Origin of the sequence: Streptomyces sp. NPDC050564 (assembly GCF_044457265.1) — a bacterium.
Taxonomy (GTDB): domain Bacteria; phylum Actinomycetota; class Actinomycetes; order Streptomycetales; family Streptomycetaceae; genus Streptomyces.
The window spans coordinates 485,583-505,859 of the sequence record NZ_JBITGS010000001.1 but is presented as its reverse complement, the minus strand read 5'-3'; the positions used below and the strand labels follow the sequence as shown (position 1 = coordinate 505,859).

General features: G+C 69.9%; 14 protein-coding genes and 2 pseudogenes. 14 read left to right on the top strand and 2 right to left on the bottom strand.

Going from position 1 to position 20,277, the window contains the following annotated elements; genetic code table 11:
* Nucleotides 1-300: 300 nt before the first annotated feature.
* The 3 genes and pseudogenes from ACIBK0_RS02230 to ACIBK0_RS02220 form a co-directional block, all read left to right on the top strand.
* Nucleotides 301-657: a carboxymuconolactone decarboxylase gene (locus ACIBK0_RS02230; protein ID WP_399074617.1), complete on the top strand. Its 357-nt coding sequence runs from the start codon at nt 301-303 to the stop codon at nt 655-657.
* 269 nt (nt 658-926) lie between these two features.
* Nucleotides 927-1,211 (top strand): annotated as a pseudogene (locus ACIBK0_RS02225) (TerD family protein); the annotation flags it as partial.
* An 82-nt stretch (nt 1,212-1,293) separates the two neighbouring features.
* A pseudogene (locus ACIBK0_RS02220) lies at nt 1,294-1,596 on the top strand (phosphotyrosine protein phosphatase); the annotation flags it as partial.
* Between the two features lie 140 nt (nt 1,597-1,736).
* On the opposite strand, the gene ACIBK0_RS02215 reads toward ACIBK0_RS02220, so the two are convergent.
* Entirely contained in the window at nt 1,737-2,843 is a 1,107-nt protein-coding gene (locus ACIBK0_RS02215; protein ID WP_399074615.1) for a glycosyltransferase, read from the bottom strand.
* A 183-nt stretch (nt 2,844-3,026) separates the two neighbouring features.
* Nucleotides 3,027-3,434 (bottom strand): hypothetical protein, encoded by a 408-nt coding sequence (locus ACIBK0_RS02210; protein WP_399074613.1) that lies wholly within the window; start codon nt 3,432-3,434, stop codon nt 3,027-3,029.
* Nucleotides 3,435-3,459: 25 nt separating this feature from the next.
* Between ACIBK0_RS02210 and ACIBK0_RS02205 the strand changes: the two genes are divergently transcribed.
* From ACIBK0_RS02205 to ACIBK0_RS02155, 11 genes are all read left to right on the top strand, one after another.
* Nucleotides 3,460-4,008, top strand: coding sequence for a GNAT family N-acetyltransferase (locus ACIBK0_RS02205; protein WP_399074611.1), 549 nt, complete (start codon nt 3,460-3,462; stop codon nt 4,006-4,008).
* A 15-nt stretch (nt 4,009-4,023) separates the two neighbouring features.
* The gene (locus tag ACIBK0_RS02200; RefSeq protein ID WP_399074609.1) at nt 4,024-5,250 is read left to right on the top strand and encodes a hypothetical protein; all 1,227 of its coding nucleotides are present in this window, start codon (nt 4,024-4,026) and stop codon (nt 5,248-5,250) included.
* Between the two features lie 48 nt (nt 5,251-5,298).
* Nucleotides 5,299-6,090 (top strand): TIGR03936 family radical SAM-associated protein, encoded by a 792-nt coding sequence (locus tag ACIBK0_RS02195; protein ID WP_399074607.1) that lies wholly within the window; start codon nt 5,299-5,301, stop codon nt 6,088-6,090.
* Nucleotides 6,091-6,352: 262 nt separating this feature from the next.
* Entirely contained in the window at nt 6,353-10,399 is a 4,047-nt protein-coding gene (locus tag ACIBK0_RS02190) for an Rne/Rng family ribonuclease (RefSeq protein WP_399074605.1), read from the top strand.
* Between the two features lie 273 nt (nt 10,400-10,672).
* Complete coding sequence (gene rplU, locus ACIBK0_RS02185) at nt 10,673-10,993, top strand: 50S ribosomal protein L21 (protein ID WP_028802589.1); 321 nt, start codon at nt 10,673-10,675, stop codon at nt 10,991-10,993.
* 14 nt (nt 10,994-11,007) lie between these two features.
* Nucleotides 11,008-11,262, top strand: coding sequence for a 50S ribosomal protein L27 (rpmA, locus tag ACIBK0_RS02180; RefSeq protein ID WP_028802588.1), 255 nt, complete (start codon nt 11,008-11,010; stop codon nt 11,260-11,262).
* A 195-nt stretch (nt 11,263-11,457) separates the two neighbouring features.
* Nucleotides 11,458-12,894 (top strand): GTPase ObgE, encoded by a 1,437-nt coding sequence (obgE, locus tag ACIBK0_RS02175; protein ID WP_399074602.1) that lies wholly within the window; start codon nt 11,458-11,460, stop codon nt 12,892-12,894.
* Nucleotides 12,895-13,819: 925 nt separating this feature from the next.
* On the top strand, nt 13,820-15,301 hold the full coding sequence (locus ACIBK0_RS02170; RefSeq protein WP_399074600.1) for an FG-GAP and VCBS repeat-containing protein: 1,482 nt from the start codon (nt 13,820-13,822) through the stop codon (nt 15,299-15,301).
* 197 nt (nt 15,302-15,498) lie between these two features.
* Nucleotides 15,499-17,049 (top strand): alkaline phosphatase D family protein, encoded by a 1,551-nt coding sequence (locus tag ACIBK0_RS02165; RefSeq protein ID WP_399074598.1) that lies wholly within the window; start codon nt 15,499-15,501, stop codon nt 17,047-17,049.
* A 186-nt stretch (nt 17,050-17,235) separates the two neighbouring features.
* A complete protein-coding gene (locus tag ACIBK0_RS02160) occupies nt 17,236-18,564 on the top strand; it encodes a hypothetical protein (RefSeq protein ID WP_399074596.1) in 1,329 nt (442 codons plus the stop codon).
* Nucleotides 18,565-18,670: 106 nt separating this feature from the next.
* Nucleotides 18,671-20,170 (top strand): SDR family NAD(P)-dependent oxidoreductase, encoded by a 1,500-nt coding sequence (locus ACIBK0_RS02155; protein ID WP_399074594.1) that lies wholly within the window; start codon nt 18,671-18,673, stop codon nt 20,168-20,170.
* Nucleotides 20,171-20,277: the final 107 nt, after the last annotated feature.

Sequence of the window (20,277 nt, the reverse complement as noted above, 5' to 3'; positions counted from 1 at the left end):
ATCTCCTGTTCTCCGGGAATGCGTGCGCGATGATTCGGACATATCGGCCCCACTTCATCGGAACGGAAAGAGACAACGCGGCAACACACGCATCCCCCTTGCGTCGGCTGAGCGCCTGCCGCACCTCCCCGAGACCATCCTCCTCCGTCCCCGGGAGAGACGCAGCGCGAGTCGTGGGCGGCCCCGCATGCTTGAGGCTCAGGGGGCCCATATGGTGGAAGGGCAAGCAGCCGTCGCGTGGGTGCCTGCTCCGCGGGTGTCGCGTGCCGGTTCCGCACAGCACCGGAAGGCGGTCCGGAAATGGCCATAACGTCAGACGCTCCCGTTCTCGACACGCTGGCAGCCATGACCATCGACTCGATAGAGCGCTGCGGCATGGAGGAAAGCGCGCTCATCCTCACCCGCATCGCCGCGCTCGCGGCCATGGACGCACCGGCGATCTCCTACCTCGCCCACGTCGATCCCGCTGTCAAGGCCAACCTGACGCTGGAGCAAGTGCAAGACGTTCTCGTGGCGATCGCCCCGGTTGTGGGCACGGCACGCGTCATGGCGGCAGCGGGTCACATCACCGAGGCGCTCGGCTTCGCCATCGCGGTGGCCGAGTCCGACGCCGAGGCCATTGCCGAAGCCGACGCCCGGAGCCGCAGCAAGTCCTGAACGGGGTTGCCGCTGACGGGTGAACGGGCCTGCGGCCGACGGCCACGCCCATCGTCGTGAACGAGGCGGAGGGTCGCAGCCAACCGCGGCGCGGGACGGAGGCTCGCGCTCCGGCACCTCCGTCAGGAAGGCGCCGTGCCGCCGCGGCGTCCGCCCCCGCCGCGAGGTGCTGTCCATGAGCTGAGCCGCCCCGAAACCGGCGCGCTCGTCTGCCACGTTTCAACCGAGCCCTGAGCGACGACCACTTCGTCTTCTTCAACAACCCCAGGATGCCGGACGGCACGGTCCACGCCCTCGCCGCCTCCGCACCGGACAAGGCTGCGATCCGGGTGTCCTTCGATGCCCTGCCCGAGAGGGCCGACCGACTCGTTCTGGCCGCCGCGGTCGACCCGGAGGTCAATCCCGAAGCGGATCTGTCGGGGTTCACCGACGCCGGGATTCGATTGCTCGATCCTTCGGGGGCCGAGCTCGGCCGACTCGACGTCTCCGACGGCCGGGCCCACGAGACCGCGCTGGTGCTCGGTTCCTTCCGCCGTCGCACCAGTGGCGACGGGGACTTCGTGCTCGGCGGCAAGGGGTATACGGGCGGCCTGGAGGAACTGATCCGGGAGTACGGGGCGTTGGTGAGGGCCAGGGCGAGCCCGCTCGGCCGGCTCCGCTCCCGCCGGCGCGGTCAACCCGGCGGTCGTCGAGGCGATGAAGGAGGTCGGCATCGGCATCTCCGCCAAGACCCCGAAGATGCTGACCGTCGAGGCGGTGCAAGCCTCTGAGGTCGTCATCACCATGGGATGCGGTGACGCTTGCCCGGTGTTTCCCGGCAAGCGATACGTCGACTGGCAACTTGCCGACCCGGCCGGGCAGGGGGTTGCCGCCGTTGGCCCGATTCGCGATGAGATCGAACAGCGCATCCGTGGCTTGCTGGGTGAGTTGGACGCTTGATGGAGTCGGCACGCGTGGATCGCGGGATTCTGCCCCCCCCTCGCCCCCCTCCCTGACCAGGAGGGGGGCAGCCGTGTGGCTGCCGATTCCCCTACCGATGTTCGGCCTCCGCGCGGAACGACGGCTGTCCTGCCGTCGGGTCAGTTGCCGACGAGTGTCCGCGCGCCCGCCCCGGAGCCCAGACGGAGCTTGGCGCGCGCGAAGTCCCTGTTCGCGTTCACCCGTTCACGATGGGCCTCGGGCAACTTTCCGCCGTCCAGAAGCTTGTCGCAGCACTCCAGGGATTCGCGGTACTCGCCGACCCAGTACGACGCCACCGCCAGCTCGTCCAGTGCTCTCCAGTCGTACCAGCCATGCTCGACGAACAGGACGTCCTTCGGCTGCGGGATCTCCACCGCGCGCCGCGCGAACATGTACGCGAGCGGCCAGCGCTCCCCGTTCATACGGCACAGGTGCGCGAGCTCGCCGAGCGGTTCGACCCGCGTGGGCCGGAACTCGTGCGCCTCCAGAAAACGGGACATGACCTCGGGCATACGGCGCTTGAGATCCAGCGCGAGCCGGGCCGCGTAGAGGCGGGCACAGAACGCTTCCTCGGCGAAGCCGCCCATTGTCGCGCGCCGGTCGTACGCGGCGAGCGCCTTCCCGGGTTCGCCGGCGTCCCGCCAGCTCTGGGCGAGGTAGAAGTGGTAACGGGCGTTGTCCGGCTCCGTGGCGAGCCCGTCCTCGAGAACCGCGGCATCGCGGAGGTACTTCTCCCGTTGGCTGCCCTGGAGGCGTCCGCCGCCGCCCACGATGACCATGCGCGCGCCGTCGAAGGTCGCCCGGCTGAAGCGACTGTCGCACTCCAGGTACTCGTGCAGCACACCCTCATACCGCCAGGCGAGGCGAGTCGACACCATCGTCGCGCGCCAGTGGACGAGGGAACCGTGCCTTACCTCGAAGTCGTAGCAGTCGTGGGTCAGTTCCGGCATCGTGAAGCCGGGAGCGGTCTCCATCACGTCGTCGGCGTCGATGAACAGCAGGTAGTCCGCACAGTCCCGTGCCAGATCGATCGCCTCGCTGCGGCTCAGGTCGAAGCCCTTCCAAGGGCTCTCGTGCAGCGCCCCGGGCAGGTCGGCGAGGGTTTCGCGGATGACGCCCTGGGTGCCGTCGGTCGAGCCCGTATCGAGGATCACCCAGGAGTCGACAAGGGGGCGCACGGATTCGAGGCAGCGTCGGATCACATGCGCCTCATTCTTGACGATCATATTGAGGCAGACCGTTTTCATGACTTTTTCTTTTCCGGGATGAAAAGGATCGGTCGGTGACTTTAGTGAATGATGAAATCCCATGCAAGGACCGCGGCTGGAGGTTTGGCGTCCATAGAGGCGGTGGCTCGACCTGTCTGCCATCCCGGCTGCCGGCGCCTGTGTATAAGTCGGCAGTTCCTGCTAACAGGCGTGGGGGACTTTCATGGTGATCACCGCGCCGCTGCCCCTTCCTTGATGTATCTGCGGGTGGAGCTCTTCGGACATTCCGTCATTTCCCTGCGGCTCCCCGCTGAATTGGCCGTGGTCGGAGCCGCGTCCGTCGTGAGTCACATCGGAGACCGGCTCTTCGGGTACCGTGCCGGAATTCTCGCCGGAATTCTCTTCGCGACCGTGCCGGCGGTGCGTCGCTATGGCCAGGAAGTCCTGTGTGCGCGTTACCGGCCCCGCGTGGGCGAGCGGCTGCGGGTGCGGTGCATGCCACCATGACGGCCGCAGCAGGCCGAAGGTCTCCCGGGCCGGCAAGGCCACCAAGTTCTCCAACGTCGCGAAGGCGGCCGGGGCCACGAAGAAATAAGGCCTGCGCGCCAAGCGGTCGCCCCGGCACACTGCCCCCATGCCACAGCTGACGTCGCCTCATGTCCGTTACCGGGCCTCCTTTCTGGAGGCCGTGCGGGAGAACGTCGCCGAGGGGGAGTTCTTCGGCGACACCATCAAAAGAGAGCTGGACGTGTACGGGGACACCTGGCACGAGCCGGACGGCTTCGCGCGGTACGTCGCCGCGATACGTGAGGAGGAGCTGGAGGAAGGGCGCCGCCCAGAAGGGTTCGTGCCCGCCAGCTGGTACTGGTACGTGGACGGGGATTCTTACCTCGGGCGCATCCAGATACGGCACCGGCTGACGCCCTGGCTGCTCGAGGTCGGCGGGCACATCGGGTACGGGGTACGGCCGAGCGCCCGTCGCAGGGGGCACGCCACGGCGATGCTCCGGGACGTGCTGCCGCACGCCCGTGCCCTCGGGCTCGACCGGGTGCTGGTCACTTGCGACTCCACGAACATCGGCTCCCGCAAGGTGATCGAGGCGGCCGACGGGGAGTTCGAGGACGAGCGCGACGGGAAGCTCCGGTACTGGGTGGCCACCGACCGCATCCATCGCGACGGCTGACGCGTCTACGCAGGTATGGATCTGGGAAAGCCGCCTGCTGAGCGACCCGTGGCACAGGCCGAGGGCACGCCCCCGGCCGTGCCGCGGGCCGAGGGGTGCCTCACCGTCGCGATCCGCATTCCCGTGCGGATCGTGGTCCTCGTCCTGGTCGTGCCGGTGCGGATGGCCTGGGACGCGCTGGTCGTGGGCGGACGGTTCCTGCGGGACGCCGTGCTGCGGCCGGTGGGGCGGGTGCTGGCCCGGGTGGCGTGGGCGGTGTTCGTCTGGCCGTGGGTGGCCTTGTGGCGGTACGTCCTCGTACCGGTCGGCCGGGCGCTGGCGTGGCTCGGGCATGTGCTGGTTGTCGTACCCGCGGTGTGGCTGTACCGGACGGTGCTGACTCCCCTCGGGCACGCGATCGTGTGGGTCGCGCGGGGCGTCTGGGCCACTCTCGCCGGGGCGGCGCGGAGGATCGGTGCCGGGATCGCCCGGGTGCTCGGCGGCATCGCGGTCGGGCTCGCCTGGGTGTACACACGGGTGCTCACGCCCGTCGGACACGCGATCGCCTGGCTGTTCAAGGGCCTGGGGCTGGCGCTCGCGGCCGTGGGGGTCGGGGTGTACACCGTCGTGGCCCGGCTGGTGCGGTACCTGGTCGTCGTACCGGCGATGTGGCTGTACGAGTGGGTGCTCGCCCCCGTCGGCAGAGGGATCGCCTGGCTGACGCGCGGTCTCGTGTGGTTCGTACGGATGATCTTCACCGGCATCGGTGCCGCGATCTACTGGACGCTGCGCATTCTGCTGGTGCTGCCCGCGCTCGCCGTGTGGCGCTGGGTGCTCGTGCCGGTCGGACGCGTGCTCGCCGTCATCGGCAGGGAGATCGGCGAGGCCCTGGGGCACGCCTGGCGCGTCGCCGGGCACATCTCGCTCGCCGTCGGGCGGTTCCTCGGGCGACTCTTCCGGTGGATCTTCGTGGAGCCGGTGCGCTGGGTGTACCAGGCCGTGCTGACGCCCGTCGGGCACGTCATCCGCGACGCGGTCCTGCGGCCTGCCGCCGAGGCCGCGCGCAGCGTCGGGCGGGCGACACGGCAGGCCCTGGCCGCCGCCCGCGAGTCCGCCCGGCAGGCCCGCGCCGATTTCCGGCGGATGCTCTTCGGCGCCCCGCGCGAGCCGGAGCGGGTGCCTTTGGCGAAGTCCCACCGGGAACCACAGCCCGGCGAGACACGTACTCTAGGTAGCAGTACGACGGCTCTCACGAAGGACTGAACGACACTGGGCAAGCGACAGCCCGAAGGCCCGCCGCCCGCACCCGCGGTGCAGCGCATCCGACTGCGCTACACCAAGCGCGGCCGCCTCCGGTTCACCAGCCACCGTGACTTCCAGCGCGCCTTCGAGCGTGCGCTGCGCCGTGCCGAGGTGCCCATGGCGTACTCGGCGGGGTTCACGCCGCATCCGAAGGTGTCGTACGCCAATGCCGCACCCACCGGCACGGGCAGTGAGGCGGAGTATCTGGAGATCGCACTCACCGAGACGCGTGACCCGGACAAGCTGCGCGAGCTCCTCGACGAGTCGTTGCCCACAGGGCTCGACATCATCGACGCGGTCGAGGCCCGTACCTCGGGTCTCGCCGACCGGCTCACCGCTTCCGTGTGGGAGCTGCGCCTTGACGGCGTGGACCCGGCGGACGCGGAGCGCGCGGTCGAGGCCTTCAAGGCGGCCGATGCGGTCGAGGTCCAGCGCAAAACGAAGAACGGCATGCGGACGTTCGACGCCCGCAGCGCCGTAGCAAGCCTCGATACGCACAGCGAGACGCAGAGTCCACAGGCTGATAGGCCGACCGACCAGCCCTGTGCGATACTGCGGCTGGTTGTTCGGCACGTGACGCCTGCCGTACGACCCGACGACGTCCTGTCCGGTCTTCGCGCCGTGGCCGACCTGGCGCCGCCGGTCGCCGCAGCGGTGACCAGGCTGGCGCAGGGGCTGTTCGATGAAGAGACCGGCACGGTGACCGACCCGCTCGCGCCCGACCGCGAGGCAGTCACGGCCGTCCCGCCCTCTCACGAAGAGGCGGTCGCCGCATCTGCCACCGCGAAGGCGCCGGCGTAAGGAAGGTCCCGCGTAAGGACAGATGTCGTAGCGCCGCCCTCGTATCCGGGAGCCACCTGGGTCGGGCAGCGCACCGACCAGAAGACTTTCGCCAGGCCGTACGCACACATGGCGTACGGAACCGGCGAGACAGGACACAGAGAGCTCCCGTGCGGCGCCCGCGCCCCGGACGGCGGCACCGCGCATCGCGCGAGCCGCGGACGTCACCGGCACTGCCGGACCAGGCCGCGGCGCCCGGGAGCCTGACGGGAGATCCACCCGCATGCTCGAGCCCACCGAACCCACTGAGGGTTCCGAAAACAACAACACCCCGAGCGACACCCTGCCGCCGCGGCGCCGCCGCCGCGCGGCGTCGCGCCCCGCAGGTCCGCCGGCCGCCGCCTCCGAGGCCGCGGCCGAGACCACCGCGCCGGCCATACCGGCCGTGGCGTCCGCCGACCCCGCGCAGGACGAGACCTCCGTGCAGGCCGAGGTTGTCGAGACAGAAGAGGCGGAAGAGGCTGTTGAGGCCGTAGCGGCGGCTGAGGCCGAAGAGACCGCCGCGGTCGAGGAGACGCCGGAGCCGTCCGCGGTCGAGACCGAGGAAGTCGCCCCGCGTCGTACGCGTCGTCGTGCCACCCGCCGGGTGTCCGCACCCGCCGGTACGCCGGTGACGGCCGAGGCCGCTGAGACCGTGGTGCCCCCGGCTGCGGCCGAGGCCGAGGCCGCGGCCGAGGTCGAAGAGACCCCCACCGCCGCGCCCGCCGTCGTGGAGGAGGCGCCCGCGGGTCGTACGCGTCGTCGTGCGACGCGTCGCGCCTCCGCGCCGACCGGGACGCCCAAGGCGGCCGAGATCGTGGAGGCCGCTGAGGCCCCTGAGGCCGTGGCGACGGCTGAGGCCGTCGAGGAGCCGGCGAGCGCCGACGTGTCCGCCGAGGCCGAGGCCCCCGCCGCCGTCGAGGAAGCCGCACCCCGCCGCACCACCCGTCGTCGTGCCACCCGGCGCGTCTCCGCACCCGCCGGTGCGCCCGAGGGCGACGCCGCCGACGAGCGTGTGGAGGCGCCCGTGACCAGCGAGAACAAGCCTGCCGAGAGCACCGAAGGCGCCGAGACCGAGGCCGCCGAGGACGGTGCACCGCGTCGTACCCGCCGCCGTGCCACCCGCAAGGCCGCCGTCGGTTTCTCCGCGCCCGCGCCGAAGGAAGCCGAGTCCGCGCAGCGGCCCAAGCGTCCTGCCGTCGCCGTGTTCCAGGCGCCCGTGTTCACCGAGCCGATGTTCCAGACGCCCGAGCGGGCCGCCGCCGCGGCTGCCGCCGAGGCGGCGGAGGAGGCCGCGGGAGTCACCGAGACCCCCGAGGCCGCCGAGGCCGCCGAGGTCGTCCAGGAGGAGACCGGGCCGCGCCGTCGCCGTCGTCGCCGGGCCGTCGAGGAGGAGCCCGCGGCCGTGACCGCGGAGGCCGCCGACGAGGCCGAGGAGCCCGCTGAGGACGCCGAGTCCGCCGAGGAAGCCGTCGAGAGCGACGAGGGTGAGGAGGAGTCCGCGGGCTCCCGTCGCCGTCGCCGTCGTGGCGGCCGTCGCCGTCGCCGTGGCGAGTCCGCCGAATCGGACGCCGAGGCGGGCGAGGACGAGTACGCCGCCGAGCAGGCGGCGCAGGACGCCGAGGACACCGCCGAGCAGGCCGAGGAAGACGCCGAGGAGGCCGAGGAGCGCGAGGAGTCGGGCGGCTCCAGCAGCAGCCGTCGCCGTCGTCGTCGCCGTCGTCGCTCCGGTGACTCCGGCACCGACGTCGAGCCCGGTGAGAACGACCCCGAGCGCACCGTCGTGAAGGTTCGCGAGCCCCGCAGCAAGAAGGACGAGCGGCCCGGCGATGGCACAGACGAGGTGCAGTCCATCAAGGGTTCGACCCGCCTCGAAGCCAAGAAGCAGCGTCGTCGTGAAGGGCGCGAGCAGGGCCGTCGCCGCGTTCCGATCATCACCGAGGCCGAGTTCCTGGCCCGCCGCGAGGCCGTCGAGCGTGTGATGGTCGTCCGCCAGAGCGGCGAGCGCACCCAGATCGGCGTCCTTGAGGACAACGTGCTCGTCGAGCACTACGTCAACAAGGAGCAGTCGACCTCGTACGTCGGCAACGTCTACCTGGGCAAGGTCCAGAACGTGCTGCCGTCGATGGAGGCCGCCTTCATCGACATCGGCAAGGGCCGCAACGCGGTGCTCTACGCCGGTGAGGTCAACTTCGAGGCGCTGGGCATGGCCAACGGGCCCCGCCGCATCGAGTCCGCGCTGAAGTCCGGCCAGTCGGTCCTGGTGCAGGTCACCAAGGACCCGATCGGCCACAAGGGCGCCCGCCTCACCAGCCAGGTCTCCCTCCCCGGCCGCTACCTGGTCTACGTGCCCGAGGGCTCGATGACCGGCATCAGCCGCAAGCTGCCCGACACCGAGCGTGCCCGGCTGAAGACCATCCTCAAGAAGATCGTCCCCGAGGACGCGGGCGTCATCGTGCGCACCGCCGCCGAGGGCGCGAGCGAGGACGAGCTGCGCCGTGACGTCGAGCGACTGCAGGCGCAGTGGGAGGACATCCAGAAGAAGGCGAAGAACGGCAACGCTCCGACGCTGCTCTATGGCGAGCCGGACATGACCGTCCGCGTCGTCCGCGACATCTTCAACGAGGACTTCTCCAAGGTCATCGTCAGCGGCGACGAGGGCTGGGAGACCATCCACGGGTACGTGTCCCACGTCGCGCCCGACCTGGTCGACCGTCTGTCGAAGTGGACCTCCGAGGTCGACGTCTTCGCGACGTACCGGATCGACGAGCAGCTGATGAAGGCGCTGGACCGCAAGGTCTGGCTGCCCAGCGGCGGTTCGCTGGTGATCGACAAGACCGAGGCCATGGTCGTGGTCGACGTCAACACCGGCAAGTTCACCGGTCAGGGCGGCAACCTCGAAGAGACCGTGACCAGGAACAACCTGGAGGCGGCCGAGGAGATCGTGCGCCAGCTGCGGCTGCGCGACCTGGGCGGCATCGTCGTCATCGACTTCATCGACATGGTCCTGGAGTCCAACCGCGACCTGGTGCTGCGGCGCCTGCTCGAGTGCTTGGGGCGCGACCGTACGAAGCACCAGGTGGCGGAGGTGACCTCGCTGGGTCTGGTGCAGATGACGCGTAAGCGCGTCGGGCAGGGCCTGCTGGAGTCCTTCTCCGAGACCTGCGTCCACTGCAACGGCCGCGGTGTCATCGTGCACATGGAGCAGCCGACCTCCGTCGGAGGCGGCGGCAAGCGCAAGAAGCGCGGCCGTGGCGGCGCCGAGCAGCCCGAGCACGAGCACGAGGCCGTGGCCACGGAGACGACCGAGGCCGCCGAGGCCGCTGAGCTCGTCGAGGTGGAGACCGAGGCCGAGGTGGCTGCCGAGGCTGCCGAGCCCACCGCGCTGCTCGCGCCCGAGTTCGCGCCGGACGAGGAGCTGTACGGCAGCGCCGCCGAGGCGGAGGCCGCGGCCACCCGCGGCCGTTCGCGGCGCCGGGCGACCCGGCGCGCGTCGGCTCCGGCGGGTGCGCCGAAGGCCGAGGGGCGTCCCCCGACGAAGCGTGAGGAGCGCGCCGAGCGCGCCCTCAAGTCGCGGGAGGCCGCCGAGTCCGAGCCCGTCGCGGTCGAGGACCCGGTCGTCGAAGCGCCCGAGGCGTCCGCGGTCGCGGAGGCCCCCGTCCAAGCGGAGGCCCCCGTGCAGGAGCAGGCCCCCGTGCAGGAGGAGGCCGCTCCCAAGGGCCGTACGCGCCGCCGGGCGACCCGCAAGGTGTCGGCCCCGGCCGGTTCGCCGAAGGCGGCGGAAGAGGCGGTGACGGTCACGGAGCCGGTTTCCGTGCCGGAGCCCGCCTCGGAGGTCGTCGAGCCGAAGCCCGAGCCCGAGGTCGAGCCTGCCGTCGAGCAGGTCGCCGAGGCGCCTGCCGAGAGCCCCGCCCCGGCCCGTCCGCGTCGCCGCGCGGTCCGCAAGGCCACCGCGCCCACCGCGTCCGAGGAGGCGGCTGTCGTGGTCGTCCCGTCGGGGACGGCGTCCGTGGAGACCGCCGAGGTCGTCGAGACGGCCGAGGCGGCCGAGGCGGCCGAGTCCGAGGCTCCGGCCGCCGCCAAGAAGGCGGCCGCCCGTAAGACGGCGAAGAAGGCGACGGCGAAGAAGGCCGCCACCAAGAAGACCGCTGCCAAGAAGACGGCCGCCAAGAAGGCCACGGCCAAGAAGGCGACCGCGAAGAAGGCCACGGCCACCAAGGCGACGGCGAAGAAGACCGCGGCGGCGGAGCAGACCCTGTCCTCCGTGTCGGCTTCGACCGACGAAGGCTGAGCCACTGTCTCCGGAGCGCACGAGCACTCCGGAGACCGGCTCGAACGACGCCCCCTGCAGGGGGCGTCGCCGTGACCGGTGGCACACCTGTGGGGCCCGGCCTGGTTTGACCCTTTCGGTCGTGGCCCCGTAACCTTGACCGTCGGCGTGTCCATAGACGCGCCGCATTCCCGTAAACCTCTTCCTCCCGGCGCTCTGCGCTTCGGGAGAGGCCGTTCGCGCGAGCGCGCGGCTGGACTGCGGGATTCCGTTCCGAGCGAGAGAGAGATCCGCGTGTACGCCATCGTGCGCAGCGGTGGTCGCCAGCACAAGGTTGCTGTCGGCGACATCGTTGAGGTTGACAAGATTTCCACTGCCAAGGTTGGCGACACGGTCGAGCTCTCGACCCTGCTCGTTGTCGACGGCGACGCCGTGACCAGCGACCCGTGGGTACTGGCCGGCATCAAGGTCCAGGCCGAGGTCGTGGACCACCACAAGGGCGCGAAGATCGACATCCTTCGCTACAAGAACAAGACCGGCTACCGCCGTCGTCAGGGCCACCGCCAGCAGTACACGGCGATCAAGGTCACTGAGATCCCCGCGGCTGCGAAGTAAGGGACTGAGGAGAGATGGCACACAAGAAGGGCGCATCGTCCACTCGGAACGGTCGCGACTCCAATGCTCAGCGGCTCGGCGTGAAGCGCTTCGGCGGTCAGGTCGTCAACGCCGGTGAGATCCTGGTCCGCCAGCGCGGTACCCACTTCCACCCGGGCAACGGCGTCGGCCGTGGCAAGGACGACACGCTGTTCGCCCTTGATGCCGGTGCGGTGGAGTTCGGTACCCACCGTGGCCGCAAGGTCGTGAACATCGTTCCGGTCGCCTGATCCAGTCCCTTTAGGACGCAGGTTCCGTAGAACAGAGTTCTTCGCGAGGCGGACCTCACTTCCCGATCGGGAAGGCGGGTCCGCCTTTCGCGTGTTACGCAAGAGACATTCCGTACGGAAGGCAATCCCGTACGCGTCCGTACGCAAGACATTTCCGTACGCAACCGAAGTAACCGAAGTGCTGGAGGCACCCCCATGACCACCTTCGTGGACCGCGTCGAGCTGCACGTCGCCGCGGGTAACGGAGGCCACGGCTGTGCCTCCGTTCACCGGGAGAAGTTCAAGCCGCTCGGCGGCCCCGACGGCGGCAACGGCGGCCGTGGCGGTGACGTGATGCTGGTCGTCGACCAGTCCGTCACCACGCTGCTCGACTACCACCACAAGCCGCACCGCAGCGCCACCAACGGCAAGCCCGGCGAGGGCGGCAACCGTTCCGGCAAGGACGGCCAGGACCTGATCCTGCCGGTGCCGGACGGCACGGTCGTGCTCGACAGTGCGGGCAACGTGCTCGCGGACCTCGTCGGCCACGGCACGTCGTACGTCGCCGCGCAGGGCGGCCGTGGCGGCCTCGGCAACGCGGCGCTGGCCTCGGCCCGTCGCAAGGCACCCGGCTTCGCGCTGCTCGGCGTGCCCGGGGACCTGCAGGACATCGTCCTTGAGCTGAAGACGGTGGCGGACGTGGCCCTGGTGGGCTACCCGAGCGCCGGCAAGTCGTCGCTCATCTCGGTCCTGTCGGCCGCCAAGCCGAAGATCGCGGACTACCCGTTCACGACTCTCGTCCCCAACCTGGGTGTCGTGACCGCGGGCGAGACCGTCTACACGATCGCCGACGTGCCCGGACTCATTCCCGGCGCGAGCCAGGGTCGGGGCCTCGGCCTGGAGTTCCTCCGCCACGTCGAGCGTTGCAGTGTCCTGGTCCATGTCCTGGACACCGCGACTCTGGAGTCCGACCGTGACCCCGTCTCCGACCTCGACATCATCGAGGAGGAGCTGAAGCAGTACGGCGGCCTCGACAACCGGCCGCGCGTCGTCGTCCTCAACAAGATCGACGTTCCGGACGGCAAGGACCTGGCCGAGATGGTTCGCCCGGACCTGGAGGCGCGCGGCTACCGCGTCTTCGAGGTGTCCGCGGTCGCGCACATGGGCCTCAAGGAACTGTCCTTCGGGCTCGCCGAGCTCGTCGGTCGGGCGCGGGCAGCCAAGCCCAAGGAGGAGGCGACCCGGATCGTCATCCGCCCGAAGGCGGTGGACGACACCGGCTTCACCGTGGTCCAGGAGGAGGACGGCCTCTTCCGCGTGCGCGGTGAGAAGCCCGAGCGCTGGGTCCGGCAGACCGACTTCAACAACGACGAGGCCGTCGGCTACCTCGCCGACCGCCTCAACCGTCTCGGTGTCGAGGAAGAGCTGATGAAGGCGGGCGCCCGCACGGGTGACGGCGTCGCCATCGGCCCCGAGGAGAACGCGGTCGTCTTCGACTGGGAGCCGACGGTCATGGCCGGTGCGGAGATGCTCGGTCGCCGTGGTGAGGACCACCGGTTCGACGCGCCGCGGCCCGCGGCCCAGCGTCGCCGTGACAAGCAGGCGGAACGGGACGAGTCGGAGAAGGAGTACGACGACTTCGAGCCGTTCTAGGCGGCAGTTCTCGTCTCTTGGGGGCGTCGCCCCCAAGCCCCCGCTCCTCGAACGCCGGGCGGGCTGATTTCCTCAGCCCGCCCGGCGTTCGAGCACGAGCGCGAAGCGCGCGACACGGGGGTGTGGGGGCGGAGCCCCAAGGGCGGGGACGGGTAGGGGCGGAGGGGGCGAAACACATCCACGCACGCCCCGGGCAGCCGCCACTCCAGGTGAACGCCAGGGAAATGAACGGCATGGGCAGGGCAACCAACCGGGCGGGCAGGAAGTCGTAGTGGGCGCGGATGAGGATCTTCCTCTTCGCGCCCAACTTCCTTCCGGACGCCCGGAGTCGACGTGCCCGAGCCCGCTCCGCCGACTACGCGCCGCGCGGTCGTCATAGCGATCGCCCTGCTCGCCGCGACCACGACGGCCGTCCCGATCGCCCATGCCCGCTCCACCGCGACGAGTGCGCGGGTCGACTTCGACGGTGACGGGTACGGGGACATCCTGGCCGGCAACCGGGACGAGACCTTCGGCGGACTGAAGCAGGCGAGCACGTTCGCCGTCGTACCCGCTGGGCCGCACGGACCGACCGGCGCCGGCTCCAGGGTGTTCAGCCAGAACAGCGCCGATGTGCCGGGCACCGCCGAGAAGGGCGACCGGTTCGGCGACAACACCTACCTCGTCGACGGCTGGCGACGGCAGGGGGGAGCCGGTCGTCGCCGCGCCGCAGGAGGATTCCGGGGCCGGCGCCGTCCGGGTGTTCCGGGCCACCTCCGCCGGGGCCACGGCCAAGGGCTCCTTCGCCCTCGTCGCCCGCGTCCTCGGCACGGTCGCGAGCGGTGCCGCACTCGGTGTGACGCTCCCGAACTGACTCCTCACCAGGCGGTCGGCGTGCTCCGTCGCGCACCGCACACGTACACCCCGAATTCAGGAGGCACCCGACATGAGCACTCGCAAGAAGGCCTGGCGCGTCGGCCTGACCGTCGCCCTGTCGGTCACCGGCGCCGTGGCGGTCACCGGCGCCGGGCACGCGGAGCAGACGCAGACCACCAGCAAGCTGCGGAGCGACTTCAACGGTGATGGTTACCAGGACCTCGCCGTCACCGCGCCCGCCGCCACGGTGGGTGGCAAGGCCAAGGCCGGCTATGTCGCGGTGATCTACGGATCGTCGACGGGCCTGAAGACCTCGACGAGGCAGGTGTTCAGTCAGAGCACCGCGGGCATACCCGGCGTCGAGGAAGCCGGGGACGCGTACGGAAGTGACATCGCGACGACGGACCTGGACCAGGACGGGTACGCGGATCTCGTCGTCGGCGCCTCCGGGGAGGACATCGGCACGATGACCGACGCGGGCTCGGTCGCGGTGATCTGGGGCGGCGCCAAGGGCCTCTCGGGAGGGGCGACGCTCTACAACGGGGCAAGCGCCTACTACTTGGTGGGTCACCAGGTCGCGGCCGGGGACTTCGACGGTGACGGCGACCAGGAGGTGGTGACGGACGACGCGGTGACCCAGCTCAAGGTGCTGTCGGGGCCCTTCGGGCGCGATGGCTCCGCGAGCGGCGCCACCAGTCTGATCGCCGACGACATCCGGTTCATGGACCTGGCCACGGGCGACCTCAACGGCGACGGCATCACCGACCTCGTCTCGGTGGTCCACGACGGCGACGAGGGCGACTCCCGGCGCATTGCCTACTGGGCCGGTACGCCGAGCGGGCCGGGCCCGTACGCGGAGGTGCGGACGGCCGACGATCGACGGCTGCAGGGCGGTGAGGTCCTCGGCATCGGCGACGTGAACAAGGACGGCTACGACGACATCGTCGTGGGACGCGCCGACGGGATGGACAGCGACCTCTCCGTGCCGCTCGCCAAGGGCGGCATGGTCACCTACGTTCCGGGCAGTGCGAGCGGCCCCGTCGCCGACAAGGCGAAATTCTTCAACCAGGACAGCCCCGGAGTACCGGGCGTCGCCGAGGGAGCCGACGGACGCGGTGGCGGTGACTACTTCGGCAGCTCGATCTCGGTCGGTGACATCGATGGCGACGGCTACGCGGACGTGGCCGTCGGTGTGCCGGGCGAGGACTTCGACGGCACGACGCGGGCCGGTTCCGTGGTCACGATGCGCGGTACCGCGAGCGGCCTGACCGGCAGCGGCGCCAAGGTGTTCAGCCAGAACACCGACGGGGTGCCCGGCACCGCGGAGAACCAGGACGTCTTCGGCTGGGCCACCCGGCTGACCGACGCCAACCGCGACGGGCGTGCCGAACTCGCCGTCGGCGCCCCTGGCGAGAACACGAACGCCGGTTCGGTGTGGGTGTTCAAGTCCACCGCGTCCGGCGTGACCCCGACCGGCTCGTACACCTTCGGCGCGGGCACGCTGGACACGGTGGCGGCGGGCGCCCGGCTGGGCCAGGGCTTCGCCTACTGACGCTCCTTCAAGCCCGTCGCGGAGCGGGAGAGTTTCGCCAAATTTAGGTCGAGTTTCGCCAAAACCTCCGTGTCGCCGCGGTCGTTCGTTGCTCGTGCATTTGTCATGCATACGATGCGTTCTGTTCAGTGAGCGGGCTGCTGCGCCGTGTGAGCTTCCCGGTGTCCAAGGGGCCACCGACGTAAGGGAGTTCGCCGATGACCGGAGCAATCTCAAGCGATCGACGCCGCTTTCTCACCGCCGGGGCCGCCGTGCTCGGCGCCGCCGCCTCTGCCCAGCTCTGGTTGCCCGGCATCGCGCGCGCGGCCGAAACACCGCTGCCCGATGGTGTGTTCACGCTCGGTGTCGCCTCCGGTGACCCGTTGCCCGAAGGCATCGTGCTGTGGACCCGGCTCGCTCCCGACCCGCTGAACGGCGGCGGCATGCCCGACCGCACGGTGTCCGTGGACTGGGAGATCGCCGAGGACAGCCGCTTCCGCAAGCCGGTGCGCCGCGGCACCGCCCAGGCGCGGTCCGAGTACGGACACAGCGTGCACGTCGACGTCCGCGGGCTGCGCCCCGACCGCGCGTACTGGTATCGCTTCCGTGCCGAAGGACAGCTCTCGCCGACCGGCCGCACCCGCACCGCCCCGCACCCGCACAGCTCGGGCGGCACCCTGCGGGTCGCGCTCGCCTCCTGCCAGAACTGGCAGAACGGCTACTTCACGCCGTACGCCGACATGCTCGACCAGGACCCCGACTTCGTCCTCTTCGTCGGCGACTACATCTACGAGTCCAAGCCGGCGGCCACCGCCGTACGCAAGCACGAGGGCAGCGACGAGCCGTACACCCTCGTCCAGTACCGCAACCGCTACGCGCAGTACCGCACGGATCCGCACCTCGCGGCGATGCATGCCCATGTTCCCTGGGTGGTCACCTTCGACGACCACGAGGTCGACAACGACTTCGCCGGCGAGATCCCGCAGGACCCCGACAAGCAGTCGCACGACGCCTTCGTGGCCCGGCTGACCGCCGCCTACCAGGCGTACTACGAGCACATGCCGGTCCGGGCCACCGCGATCCCGAACGGGCCGCACATCCAGATGTACCGGCGGCTCGACTTCGGGCGCCTCGCCCGCCTGAACGTGCTGGACACCCGGCAGTTCCGCAGCAACCAGGCGATCAGCCAGGAGGGCGCCGAAGACCCCTCGCTCACCATGCTCGGTGCCGAGCAGAAGGACTGGCTGCTGGATGGCCTGCACAAGTCGCCGACCCGCTGGAACCTGATCGCCTCGCAGATCATGATGGCCGAGACCGACCTCCAGGTCGGCGAGGGCAAGCTCTGGTACTACGACGCCTGGGACGGCTACCAGGTGGAACGCAACGCCCTCATGGAGGAGTTCGCGAGCATCCGCAACCCGGTCGTCCTGACCGGCGACCGGCACCTCACGATGATCAGCGACCTCAAGGAGGACTTCGCGGACCCGGACTCCGACGTCGTCGGCGCCGAGTTCGTCGGCACCTCCATCTCCAGCGGCGGCGACCAGGACCAGACGGCCTTCCACAAGGAGTGGGACCCGCGGATGGCGGACAACCCGCACTGGAAGTTCATCGACGCCCACCGCGGCTACCACCTCTTCGACATCCGCCGCGACGGCATCGATGCCCAGGTGCGCGTTCCGGAGACGGTGCTGCAGCCGGACGCCGCCTCCAGCACGCTGGCCCGGCTGCGGGTCGAGGCGGGAAAGCCGGGCGTACGGCTCGTATGACGGTCACCTGAGCAGCTGGGCCGGAGCGGCTGGGCCGGGCGTACGGCTCGTGTGACGGGCGCCTGAGCACCTGGGCCGGGTGTACGGCTTGTGTGAACCGACGCTGAACCGTGGGTGACGCCCTGGGACTCACTGGAGTCCCAGGGCCAGCCTGCGCTCAGGAATGCTCCTTATCGTCCTCTTACCATGGAGACCGACTGTTCGATACGCCACACGACGGCCGCTGAGACGGCTGCTCCCGTCCTGCCCGCCGGCCCCCGGTTGCGGTCATTGCCCGCCGGCACCCGGCTGCTGCACATAGGCCCGTACAAGACCGGGACCACGTCGATCCAGGGCGCGCTGTTCGCCGCGAAGGACGCGATGGCCGAGCACGGCGTCGCCTTCCCCGCGCACAGCAGGCACCCCATGGAAGCCGCCCTCGCGGTCTGCGCCCGGCCCGGCATGATGGGCGACACCCGGCCCACCGAGGGGCACTGGCAGCGGCTCCTGGACGCGGTGCGCGCCACCAGGAAGCACACCTCGGTGATCAGCAGCGAGTTCTTCGCGGACGCGCCCGACGACGAGACCATCGCCCGGATCGTCGACGACTTGGGCCGGGACCGGGTGCACGTTCTGGTCACGCTGCGCCCGCTGGCGAAGATCATGCCCTCGCAGTGGCAGCAGTATGTGCAGAACGGTCTCCGCATGGGGTACGAGGACTGGCTCGACCACATGCTGCGCAAGGCCCCGTACGAGAAGCCCAACCCGAGCTTCTGGCGTCGGCACCGCCACGACCGGCTCGTGGAGCGCTGGACGCGGGTCGTCGGTGCCGAGAACATCACCGTCGTCGTGGTCGACGACCGGGACCGCGGCGGTCTGATGCGCACCTTCGAGTCCCTCCTCGGCCTGCCCGACGGTCTTCTGGTGGAGGTGCCGGACACGGCGAACCGTTCCCTCACGCTCGCCGAGACCGAAATGCTTCGGAAACTCAACATGGAATTCCGCGGAAATGGCCTGCCCGACGAGCTGTATTCCAAGCTGGTGCGCAATGGCGCGGTCATGCATATGAAGAACACCTGCCGGCCCGCGTCGGACGACGCGCGGATCACCACCCCGATGTGGGCTCTGGAGGAAGCGGCCGGCATCGGTGCGGAAATGGCCGAACGGATCGGCACCATGGGCGTACGGATCCTCGGAGATCCGGCGCTGCTGTCCGCCGTCCTTCCCTCGGCGAGCGCGGAGCCGGAGCCCGCCCGCATAGTCCGGAGGTGGCTGCCCACGCGCTCTACGGGGCGCTCGTCGTGGCGGCCGAGGTCCCCGCGCACTCCGCCGCCCGCACGGTTCACCAGACGCCGTCCGGGGAACTCGTGCGGGTTCTCGGCCATCGTGTGCTCAAGCGCCTCAAGCGGAGCTGAGGAGAGCACGTACGCCTCGGGCGGAGCTGAGGAGAACACGTACAAGAAACGTGTGCAGTTACTCACAGCAAATCCGGACAATCCGGTCCGGTTTCCCGGAAGTCGCCTGCATGCTAGGTGAATAACCGGTTGCGCGCACATATGCAGCAGACGGCGCTCACCTTGCATGGCAGTAACCGTAAGTGGGACCATTCCCGGGTTCCCTGTCGCCCCAAGGTAGGTCACCTGTGTCTGAGCACTTTGCCAAGCCCCGTACCACCGCAGTGATCCTGGCCGGCGGGACCGGTCAGCGCGTGGGTCTGTCGATTCCGAAGCAGCTGCTGAAGATCGCCGGCAAGGCGGTCATCGAGCACACGCTGACCACCTTCGAGCAGGCCGACTCCATCGACGACATCATCGTGCTGATGGCCCCCGGCTATGTGCCGGACGTCGAGAAGATCGTCGCGAAGGCGGGCTTCACCAAGGTGACTCGGATCATCGAGGGCGGCACCACGCGGAACGAGACCACCGAGCGCGCGATCGCAGCCCTGGGCGAGGGGCTGGCCGAGGGTCAGGACCGCAACGTCCTGTTCCACGACGCCGTGCGCCCGCTGCTGTCCGAGCGCGTCATAGACGACTGCGTCACGGCCCTCGAGCGCTTCCAGGCCGTCGACGTCGCCATCCCGTCCGCGGACACGATCATCGTGACCCGCACGCACGGCGAGGACGGCGAGTTCATCACCGAGATCCCGGACCGCTCCCGGCTGCGCCGCGGCCAGACGCCCCAGGCGTTCAAGCTGTCCACGATCCGCCGTGCCTACGAGGTCGCCGCCGGTGACCCCAACTTCCAGGCCACGGACGACTGCTCCGTCGTACTCAAGTACCTGCCGGACGTGCCGATCCACGTCGTCGCGGGCGACGAGTACAACATGAAGGTCACTCAGCCCGTCGACGTCTTCATCGCCGACAAGCTCTTCCAACTCGCCTCCACCGCCGCGCCCGAGCAGGCCGACGAGGAGGCCTACCGCGCGCTGCTCACCGGTAAGACCGTGGTGGTCTTCGGCGGTTCGTACGGCATCGGCAAGGACATCGCCGAACTCGCCGAGGGCTACGGCGCGAAGACCTACGCGCTGGGCCGCTCGACCACCGGCACGCACGTCGAGAACCCGGAGGAGGTCGACGACGCGCTGTCCGCGGCGTACGCCGAGACCGGGCGCATCGACTACGTCATCAACACCGCGGGCGTGCTGCGCATCGGCAAGCTCGCCGAGACGGACAACGCGACCATCGAGGAAGCGCTGAAGGTCAACTACCTGGCCCCGGTGCAGATCGCCCGCTCCTCGTACAAGTACCTGGCCGAGACCAAGGGCCAGTTGCTGCTCTACACCTCCAGCAGCTACACCCGCGGCCGCGCCGAGTACAGCCTCTACTCCTCCACCAAGGCCGCCATGGTGAACCTCACTCAGGCGCTGTCCGACGAGTGGGCCGGCGACGGCATCCGCGTCAACTGCATCAACCCCGAGCGCACCGCGACCCCGATGCGCACCAAGGCGTTCGGCCAGGAGCCCGCGGGCTCGCTGCTGTCCTCCGAGGCCGTCGCGCACACCTCGCTCGACGTCCTGCTCTCCGAGCTCACCGGCCACGTCATCGACGTCCGCCAGCAGGACCCGACGGCCGGCGCGGGCCGCGCCTCCGGCTTCGAAGCGGCCCTGGCCAGCGTCCTGGATCGCCAGGACGGCGTGGCATAATCAGCTAATAGCCTTTTGGAATTCAGGCCTCTGTTTCTGCGCATTTGCGGCGCATTCGCAGAGGCCTGAATCCGTAGAGTTCACTTTTCGGCTTTTGGTTCACTTTT

Excerpts from the sequence above, each read along its gene's own strand:
- ACIBK0_RS02230 (WP_399074617.1), top strand. The coding sequence starts at position 301 with ATGGCCATAACGTCAGACGCTCCCGTTCTCGACACGCTGGCAGCCATG.
- ACIBK0_RS02215 (WP_399074615.1), bottom strand. The coding sequence starts at position 2,843 with ATGATCGTCAAGAATGAGGCGCATGTGATCCGACGCTGCCTCGAATCC.
- ACIBK0_RS02205 (WP_399074611.1), top strand. The coding sequence starts at position 3,460 with ATGCCACAGCTGACGTCGCCTCATGTCCGTTACCGGGCCTCCTTTCTG.
- ACIBK0_RS02200 (WP_399074609.1), top strand. The coding sequence starts at position 4,024 with ATGGATCTGGGAAAGCCGCCTGCTGAGCGACCCGTGGCACAGGCCGAG.
- ACIBK0_RS02190 (WP_399074605.1), top strand. The coding sequence starts at position 6,353 with ATGCTCGAGCCCACCGAACCCACTGAGGGTTCCGAAAACAACAACACC.
- rpmA (WP_028802588.1), top strand. The coding sequence starts at position 11,008 with ATGGCACACAAGAAGGGCGCATCGTCCACTCGGAACGGTCGCGACTCC.
- obgE (WP_399074602.1), top strand. The coding sequence starts at position 11,458 with ATGACCACCTTCGTGGACCGCGTCGAGCTGCACGTCGCCGCGGGTAAC.
- ACIBK0_RS02170 (WP_399074600.1), top strand. The coding sequence starts at position 13,820 with ATGAGCACTCGCAAGAAGGCCTGGCGCGTCGGCCTGACCGTCGCCCTG.
- ACIBK0_RS02165 (WP_399074598.1), top strand. The coding sequence starts at position 15,499 with ATGACCGGAGCAATCTCAAGCGATCGACGCCGCTTTCTCACCGCCGGG.
- ACIBK0_RS02160 (WP_399074596.1), top strand. The coding sequence starts at position 17,236 with ATGGAGACCGACTGTTCGATACGCCACACGACGGCCGCTGAGACGGCT.